The sequence below is a fragment of the Acinetobacter sp. P1(2025) genome, assembly GCF_051390655.1.
GTDB lineage: Bacteria > Pseudomonadota > Gammaproteobacteria > Pseudomonadales > Moraxellaceae > Acinetobacter > Acinetobacter junii.
Genome location: NZ_JBPKBJ010000110.1, coordinates 1 through 7,805, shown reverse-complemented (window position 1 = coordinate 7,805; position 7,805 = coordinate 1). Strand labels below are relative to the sequence as shown.

The following is a 7,805-nucleotide window of genomic DNA, read 5'->3' as shown; positions in this document are numbered from 1 at the left end:
GGCAGTTCTGAATAGATTTACGGAATTAGGTAGACCTCACACCCAAGTTGTCACTTAAATTTGAATGGATTGGGGAAAACTCAGCTTTTGAATGTTTATGCAACAAAGCCTCTGAATATTCATAAAACATTTATGAAGATTGTTCCTGACAAGGAATTACGTAAGAAGCGCCCGTATTCAGTATTATATTTGATATCCCCAAATAAAATTGTGGGATTTATTATTTTAAAATATAGAACCAATCTCCCAAATAATTTTAAGCAGAAGCTGCAATTGCCTACAGGGACTCAGGCTTTGGAAGTTTGTTTTTTAGCTGTTGATCAAGATTATCGAGATAGAGGTTTTGGTGAAACCCTATTAATTGAGGGTATCTCACTAGCTCGAGAGTTTGCCGCAGAGAATCCACAATGTTCAATTTTATATTTGAATGCTGCTGATGAAAAATCAGCTAGATTCTATTGTTAGCGGCAGTGTAAAAATGACCCCCTAATGGCATTTAAAAACTGACCCCCTTGGTTAATATAGCGGTCATTTTGGACTGCTCAACATGTTAACTTTGGAGCAAGCAGTGACAATCCAAATACTTCATCAGCAAGGTAAATCTATTAAAGCCATTACTCGTGAACTGGGGGTGTCCAGAAATACCGTACGTAAATATTTACGGCAAAACACCACACCTCAGTATCAGCGTATACAGCCTAGAATAAGTATCCTTGACCCATATAAACCCTATTTACTCCAACGTGTAAACGCAGCTCATCCTGAATGGATTCCTGCTGTTGTGCTCTACCAGGAAATTTTAGGGTTGGGATATCCAGGAAAGATCAGGATCTTGAGGGAATATCTTGCAACATTAAAACCAGTTGCTAAACCAGAACCGATCATTCGTTTTGAAACCCAACCTGGCCAACAAATGCAGGTGGATTTCACGACAATTCGACGCAACAACACGACTTTAAAAGCCTTTGTCGCAACATTAGGGTATTCCAGAGCGACTTTCGTGAAATTTTATGATCATGAACGTACCGATGCATGGATCGATGGTCTAGAAAATGCATTTCAGTTTTTTGCAGGAGTACCTCAACAAATCCTGTTTGATAACGCTAAAACGATCATGATTGAACGGGATGCCTATCAGGAGGGGCAGCATAAATGGAATCCCAAACTGCTCGACTGCGCCAAGAAATACAGCTTTCGTCCTCGCGTATGTAAGCCCTACCGTGCACAGACCAAAGGCAAAGTTGAACGCTTTAATGGATACCTCAAATCAAGCTTTATTGTGCCATTGAAAGCAAGCCTGAAGACTTCGGGTTTACTGTTAGATGTTGATGTCGCCAATGCCCACATTGGCCGGTGGCTGCATGAAACCGCCAATCAGCGGATTCATGCCACCACGCAAGAAAAACCGGCTGTTCGACTGCAACAGGAGCAGCAAAAATTTACGCCATTACCGCAATCAGATACGGGTTCTGGCACTGTACCTGTTGCAGCAGCACAGCATGTCATGCCCTACGAGAGTTTGCAGCATCCCTTATCGGTATATGACCAGTTGCTGGGAGTTTCCTGATGAATCTGCAATACGACCGTATAGAGCAACTTTGCCAAAAGCTCAATCTGCCTGCCATCGCATCACAATGGTCACATCATGCACAACAAACATTAGGTCAAGATGGAAGTTATGCCGACTTTGTTGAAGCGATCTTGACGCATGAATATGCTGCCAGGCAACAGCGCAGTCAGCAGGTACTGATGAAACTCTCAGGCCTGCCTCAAGTCAAAACCCTGGAAGACTATGATTTTAATTATGCCCTAGGGGCCCCTAAATCACAGGTGATTGAACTGTTCAATCTGAGCTTTATTGCTAGAGCAGAAAATGTGGTGTTTCTCGGGGCTAGCGGAGTAGGAAAAACGCATTTATCTATGGCATTAGGCTATAAGGCCATCATGAACAACATTAAGATCAAGTTCATTACCGCAGCGGATTTAATGCTGCAACTGAGTACAGCCTATCAGCAAGGTAAACTGAAAACCTATATGCAACGTGCGGTACTGGGACCAAAGTTACTGATTATCGATGAAATTGGTTATTTACCATTTGGACGTGAAGAAGCGAATCTGTTCTTTAATGTGATTGCCAAGCGTTATGAAAAAGGCAGTACGATATTGACGAGTAACTTACCCTTTAGCTAATGGTCTAAGTCATTTGCGGATGATGTTACGTTGACCGCTGCGATGTTAGATCGGCTATTACATCACTGTCATGTGGTACAGATATCGGGTGAGAGTTATCGTTTGAAGGATAAAAAAAGAATTGGGATTCAGCCTCAGGTTGAAATTTAATACGAGATCAAAGGGGTCAATTTTAGAATGCCGTTGACACTCATGCTGTAACCTAAATCATGCATGTCATGTACCAATGAAGGTGCACCCAATCGTGCATGATGCTGCCAATATACGGCTTTTAAGTCATTATATTTCTGTGCCGTATTGGCTTGACGTTTTCGCCAGGCATAATAGCCTGAAGTGCTGACACCTAGGTATTTACAGGCAGAAGATACGGTGACTTCATTCATATCTAGATCTTGAATTACCGTGTACTTTTCTTGGCATGATCTGTTAGAAAGTACACATGCGCTTTTTTTAAGATGTCATTGGCTTCCTTGAGCTGTTTGACTTCTTTCTCTAATTCCACGATCCGCTGTTGTTCTGGTGAAAGTTGACGTTTGCTTGAACCTGCCGGATTGGTTTCACGAATCCATTTATCTAATGTTGAATAACCCACACCTAATTTCTGGGCGATTGCAGCTACAGACTCGTGTGAGTTTGAAAGTGCATAATCAATCGCTTGCTGTTTAAATTCGGGACTAAAACGTTTAGCCATTTCTTGAATCTCCAAAGATTAAAGTTACGTTATCTTTAGAGGGACGTGCTGTCCATTATTTTGTCTAGGATCAAGGATAAGGGTTCTGTGAAATTTGTCGTGTACAGAGAAAAGAAGGCTAGCAAAGTTCAACGGTATATCAAAAGAGTATTTTGATTATCATCTTAAAGAAACAGAATGGCGTTGGATGAGGGTGCTTAATGAGCTAGCAACAGGGTTGTGGGACCTCATTAGGTAAAACTAAGTGTAAATCTGCTAGTCTAGAGCCATATTACAATAATGAAAGATTTGCGAGTAATTATAAAGTTATGAGATATTTTTTTCAGTAATAAGTATGGCTTTGTTACACAAACATTTAAAAGTTAAAATACCTTTGTACGCCACGATCAATTCTATAGCCCTGTGAAGCAACAAATTTCGATTCACTTAGATACTGATGTTCTTGCATTTAACGAGACGGGCATCTAATCGAGTTGTCGTAAAATTTAAAACATGCTGCCTACCATAGCTCAATTAAAAATATTTGTGTAGATACCTCCTTGAGGGTAGAACTGGCTGTTTGTAGGTTCGCTACGCAGTGGTCAGCGAGCAGCGAACATGATGACCCTGATCCAGTCAGCAAAGATGAATGGGCTGTATCCATATGCCTATTTAAGTGATGTGCTGAAAAGGTTGCCGACAGATAAAGTGACCCAAATAGAATTACTGCGACACCGCTGGGAACCTGAACCCAATTAAAAAATAGCGATGGGGTTCAGCGGATGCTTACCAAAATTTGAGGCGAGGCACATGATTTTCTGCTCAATTTAAACTGTTTTAACAGCATATCGATCAGTTTGATAAGCTCAAAGATTTACATCTTAGGCGGTTTTTTCACTTGCTTTTTATGACTGGATTTAATGATGTTTTGTTGAAACTGTTTATGGAAATTGAGGGGTTGTAAAAAAACTGTAGATGTCCAAGGAATAAAAGAACGATTTACAAGCCTCGGTATTAAGGTTGATTGGAGCCGGTTAAAAGATGCTCAAGATTATAGAAATAATATAGAGCATTACTATGCTACAGCTTCCTCAGGTTCAGTTCAAAAAATGATTTCAGATTCCTTCATTGTGATAGTAAATTTTATTAAAGATCAATTAGAAGAAGATCCTAGAGACTTGTTAGGCTCAGACACTTATGACGTTATGAGATCTATAGATGAAGTTTATGAGGCTGACAAATTAATCTGTATCGAAAGACTAAAATCATTAACTTATTTCACTAACACTATTTATGATGCGATTATTACAGCTACATGCAGTAAATGTAGCTCAGGCTTAATTACATCTAATGAAATTAATTTAGATGCGGTTAGTACTGATTATATATGTAGGTCATGCAACCATAATATTGATTATGAAAGTATCGTAACTAACGCTTTTGAAAAGAAATATGCTATCTCTTTTAGAGATATTGCAAATGGGGCAGAAGATACGAGCTGTGAGTGTCCTGAATGTAATGGATACTTTTTTTACGATGAAGCAATCTGCATATGCTGTGGGCATGAAATTACTTTGGTTTGTGATGTTTGTGATGCAAATATTTCTCCATCTGAGATATTAGGTTTTGAAGGTACTTGCTCATATTGCACATATAGATGGGAAAAAATGCAAGATGAATAAATCCTGATGCTACCTAATAGCACCATGTGAAATTTACTGATCTCTCTTCAAAAAATTAAACCTGTCTTTTGACCCTAAATAAATTATATTAAGAATGGGAGTTCCCTCCATCTATTAAATTAAGCGATGTGGAGGGGCAATTCCAAAGAGAAAAGTATCGTTTTTTGCAGCACTATCCCAAGGGGTTGTACGATGGCAAAAACCATTCGAAAGCTTGTCCGATTTCTCAATTAATTTTTTTAATAGCTCTAAAGTTTCAACCTGTCTCGGGTTAAGGGTATTTTTATGCTTCAATAATTCTTTCATTGAATGCTCTTCTAAAAAATTGAAATAACTCCCTAAAAGACCGCATATTGCATCCGATAACTGTATCCCAATACAATTAATGGATTTTATAAATTTATAGTCCACAAACTGGTCTTTATATTTAACTTTGAAAAATTGAAGTTCTTTTTGTACAGTGTCTTCTTCATCAAATACATGAACACTATTCGGATACATGTAAATTGGACGCAAGTATTGATCTTTAAAACTTTCGATCAAAATATCATTCTCATTGTCAACAAGGAAATCAAGCTCTTCAATATTAGCTCCGTGTCGAAGCATATCTATTACAAGTTCTGTGATATCACTTATCGGGTGAGGGCTAATTAATTTAAAGTGTTTTGAAAGATCAACTAAGAAATTGAATCCTTGATTACGCTGAATATTTGGATAATTATATTTTTTAAATATTTTTATAACAGTGTCTAATTCTAGATTACATAAACGAAATAGTTCATTTTTTATTTCAGCCTGATATCGCATATACTGTCTTAAATGAGAATCAGACCAAAGCGAATCTATAATATCAACAATTGACCAATACAGAATATTAAAATTGGTGTAGTGGATGTATATTTCATTATCAATCAACCACTTTAATAGTGTTCGTATTTTTTGAGAATTCAATATACCTAAAAACTCACCTGTTGCTAATTGATTGAATTTTATTTCTTTAGCTGATTTTTGCAAGACTAAAGATTTTATCAAACTATCCGTGTCACCTAAGCTCTTGTCTGCATGATGAACTATCCCACCTAGAACAAAATTTTTAAACTCAGCATTTGATCCATCCTCGGTTAAATGCAGCTTTCTAATATTATTAGTTTCATCATAGTAAAAAATATATTTTTCATCTGCACCATACACTGGCGTCCCCCCCAAATTTAATATCCCAAATTTTCTCATTTTTTCAGCATCAAAAATAACAAAACGGTCTTCAGACTGGTTGATTTCCATTTAAATAGAGTCCTTACAGATAGTTGCTAAATAATAAGAATAATCTCTCATTTTGTAAGCATATTTTGGCTAAAGAATATTTGAAATAAATATCCATTTAACATAATGGTGGTTATGCGAAATCACCTATAAAAAGTTATTGTTTTTCAATTATTTAAAAAATTAGTCATGACTAAAAAATAGGTGAAAAGCCGACTCCGAAACAAGTCGGCTGCTTTTTATGCACTTTTGTCACTTTTAGCCAATAAAATTGGTTAAAAAATGCTCAAAATTTCAGTTTTTCCTGATTTCTAAAGGCTCTCATTTCTGAAATTATCCCCATTTCCTGCGGACAATTCTTGGGATAATTTGAGGATATCTACATGTACGTTCTGGCGTACAGGCATTCAAGAAAATCACCAATAGGCAGACACCACCAGATTGCATATCATGGCTTCATTGAGAATAGGATGTTCCACATAAAAATAAGAAGATCAGCGACAGGACGCGAGGGATGACAGGAGTTGACCCTAGTACCAAATACGAAAAACCCCGACAGGATGTCGGGGTTTTTTTATTGTCATTTGAATAATAATTCAATTAAGTATAAAATATAGACTATAATCTATATTGTGGTTGTTATATGTGGACAGTCATTACAACGGATCTGTTTAACGAATGGCTTGTACAGCAAGATGAATCTACACAAGAGAAAGTACTCGCAGCGTTGGTCGTTCTACAGCAACAGGGACCAAGTTTAGGTCGTCCTTTAGTAGATACCGTCTATGACTCCAAATTTACCAACATGAAAGAGCTACGTGTTCAACATCGAGGTAAACCACTGAGAGCTTTCTTCGCATTTGATCCTTTACGACAAGCTATTGTGCTGTGTATCGGTGATAAAGGCGGTAAAAAGCGTTTTTATAAAGAGATGTTAGATATTGCCGATCAGCAATACGAACTTCATCTTTCAACTTTAGGAGATCAATCTAATGGCTAAGACCCTACAAGAATTATTGGCTAGTCGCTCTCCAGAGAGTCAAGCTCGTATTCAACAAATGGCTGATGAATTACTGTTGGAAACTCAACTTCATCTTATTCGTGAAGAGTTAGAGATTTCTCAAAAAGAACTGGCTGCAACGCTTGGAATCAAACAGCCTTCATTGTCAGCAATTGAAAATCGTGGTCATGATCTTAAAATTTCAACAATGAAAAAGTATGTTGAAGCAATGGGCGGAAAACTTCGTATTGATGTAGAGCTTCCAACAGGAAAACACATAGGATTCAATGTTTAATAATAAATCTTTGAAAAATAGTACTAAATTACTTGTTAACTTGGACAAGTTTATATTTTTAGTCAATGCTGCCGATAGCCTAGAAGAAATTGAAATTATTAGAGATTTATGCTGTGACTATTTTTCACATTGTAATAGGCCAAGCTATTACACTGATATTTTCGACAATGCTTATTGGATAAAATATTACGAAATAGCTTAATCCTTCCAGATTCGCATAAGAGATTTTATGTTAAATAAAGAATAGAATTAATTTTATGTAAAATAGCTATTTAGGGTTAGATATGAAAGAAAGACATATGAAAAAAAATATTATATTTTTAGTAATTCTAACGATGATTGGATGCTCTGATCATAAGGAAGATGCAATTAAAGAAGTAGTAAAAGGTAATTTGAAAGATCCCCAATCAGCACAATTTCAAAATTTGTATGGATATTGTGGAGAGGTGAATTCTAAAAATAGCTATGGTGGTTATGTTGGTTTTAAAAAATATATTGTGGTAAATCAAACAGTATTAATGGAAGATTCTGAAGGTGTTGATCCTTCAAACTTTTCAATAATTTGGCAGGCACATTGCACTCCAAATAAGCTATCAGAGGTGGTCCCACATGTTTGAACAACTAAAAGCGTATTTATAAGTGATATTCCGCTCTAGTTAAGCCACCTTGTTTTGTTGGGGTAGCTGATCATAGTAAAACTCATTTGGT

General features: G+C 36.8%; 8 protein-coding genes and 4 pseudogenes. 10 read left to right on the top strand and 2 right to left on the bottom strand.

Annotation, left to right across the window (positions count from 1 at the left end; all coding sequences use genetic code 11):
- The first annotated feature begins 87 nt into the window (after window positions 1–87).
- The 3 genes and pseudogenes from ACSC97_RS17170 to istB all read left to right on the top strand — a co-directional run bounded on the left by ACSC97_RS17170 (window position 88) and on the right by istB (window position 2,340).
- Window positions 88–465 carry a GNAT family N-acetyltransferase gene (locus tag ACSC97_RS17170; RefSeq protein WP_157909367.1) on the top strand — a complete coding sequence of 126 codons (378 nt, stop codon included), beginning with the start codon at window positions 88–90 and terminating at the stop codon, window positions 463–465.
- Window positions 466–547: 82 nt separating this feature from the next.
- Window positions 548–1,567 carry an IS21-like element ISAba8 family transposase gene (istA, locus tag ACSC97_RS17165; protein ID WP_436662149.1) on the top strand — a complete coding sequence of 340 codons (1,020 nt, stop codon included), beginning with the start codon at window positions 548–550 and terminating at the stop codon, window positions 1,565–1,567.
- Window positions 1,567–2,340: pseudogene (gene istB, locus ACSC97_RS17160) on the top strand (IS21-like element ISAba8 family helper ATPase IstB). The gene istA and the pseudogene istB overlap by 1 nt, the downstream one beginning before the upstream one ends.
- Window positions 2,341–2,378: 38 nt before the next feature.
- On the opposite strand, the pseudogene ACSC97_RS17155 reads toward istB, so the two are convergent.
- Window positions 2,379–2,881, bottom strand: a pseudogene (locus ACSC97_RS17155) (transposase); the annotation flags it as partial.
- Between the two features lie 109 nt (window positions 2,882–2,990).
- On the opposite strand from ACSC97_RS17155, the pseudogene ACSC97_RS17150 reads away from it, so the two are divergent.
- The 3 genes and pseudogenes from ACSC97_RS17150 to ACSC97_RS17140 all read left to right on the top strand — a co-directional run.
- Window positions 2,991–3,119, top strand: a pseudogene (locus tag ACSC97_RS17150) (IS1595 family transposase); the annotation flags it as partial.
- Window positions 3,120–3,430: 311 nt separating this feature from the next.
- Window positions 3,431–3,619, top strand: a pseudogene (locus tag ACSC97_RS17145) (transposase domain-containing protein); the annotation flags it as partial.
- A 191-nt stretch (window positions 3,620–3,810) separates the two neighbouring features.
- Window positions 3,811–4,542 (top strand): hypothetical protein, encoded by a 732-nt coding sequence (locus ACSC97_RS17140; protein ID WP_436662147.1) that lies wholly within the window; start codon window positions 3,811–3,813, stop codon window positions 4,540–4,542.
- 114 nt (window positions 4,543–4,656) lie between these two features.
- On the opposite strand, the gene ACSC97_RS17135 is transcribed toward ACSC97_RS17140, so the two are convergent.
- A complete protein-coding gene (locus ACSC97_RS17135; RefSeq protein ID WP_228329519.1) occupies window positions 4,657–5,823 on the bottom strand; it encodes a DUF3800 domain-containing protein in 1,167 nt (388 codons plus the stop codon).
- Between the two features lie 622 nt (window positions 5,824–6,445).
- On the opposite strand from ACSC97_RS17135, the gene ACSC97_RS17130 reads away from it, so the two are divergent.
- The 4 genes from ACSC97_RS17130 (at window position 6,446) to ACSC97_RS17115 (ending at window position 7,714) form a co-directional block, all read left to right on the top strand.
- Complete coding sequence (locus ACSC97_RS17130) at window positions 6,446–6,802, top strand: type II toxin-antitoxin system RelE/ParE family toxin (protein WP_000269909.1); 357 nt, start codon at window positions 6,446–6,448, stop codon at window positions 6,800–6,802.
- Window positions 6,795–7,097 (top strand): helix-turn-helix domain-containing protein, encoded by a 303-nt coding sequence (locus tag ACSC97_RS17125; protein ID WP_001140622.1) that lies wholly within the window; start codon window positions 6,795–6,797, stop codon window positions 7,095–7,097. Before ACSC97_RS17130 ends, ACSC97_RS17125 begins: the two co-directional genes overlap by 8 nt.
- On the top strand, window positions 7,090–7,299 hold the full coding sequence (locus tag ACSC97_RS17120) for a hypothetical protein (RefSeq protein ID WP_019384183.1): 210 nt from the start codon (window positions 7,090–7,092) through the stop codon (window positions 7,297–7,299). Before ACSC97_RS17125 ends, ACSC97_RS17120 begins: the two co-directional genes overlap by 8 nt.
- Before the next feature lie 82 nt (window positions 7,300–7,381).
- Window positions 7,382–7,714 carry a hypothetical protein gene (locus ACSC97_RS17115; RefSeq protein WP_436662144.1) on the top strand — a complete coding sequence of 111 codons (333 nt, stop codon included), beginning with the start codon at window positions 7,382–7,384 and terminating at the stop codon, window positions 7,712–7,714.
- The last annotated feature ends 91 nt before the right edge of the window (window positions 7,715–7,805 follow it).

What these genes read in the sequence shown, in the direction of transcription:
- ACSC97_RS17125 (WP_001140622.1), top strand. Translation starts at nt 6,795, where the DNA reads ATGGCTAAGACCCTACAAGAATTATTGGCTAGTCGCTCTCCAGAGAGT.
- ACSC97_RS17135 (WP_228329519.1), bottom strand. Translation starts at nt 5,823, where the DNA reads ATGGAAATCAACCAGTCTGAAGACCGTTTTGTTATTTTTGATGCTGAA.
- istA (WP_436662149.1), top strand. Translation starts at nt 548, where the DNA reads ATGTTAACTTTGGAGCAAGCAGTGACAATCCAAATACTTCATCAGCAA.
- ACSC97_RS17130 (WP_000269909.1), top strand. Translation starts at nt 6,446, where the DNA reads ATGTGGACAGTCATTACAACGGATCTGTTTAACGAATGGCTTGTACAG.
- ACSC97_RS17120 (WP_019384183.1), top strand. Translation starts at nt 7,090, where the DNA reads ATGTTTAATAATAAATCTTTGAAAAATAGTACTAAATTACTTGTTAAC.
- ACSC97_RS17115 (WP_436662144.1), top strand. Translation starts at nt 7,382, where the DNA reads ATGAAAGAAAGACATATGAAAAAAAATATTATATTTTTAGTAATTCTA.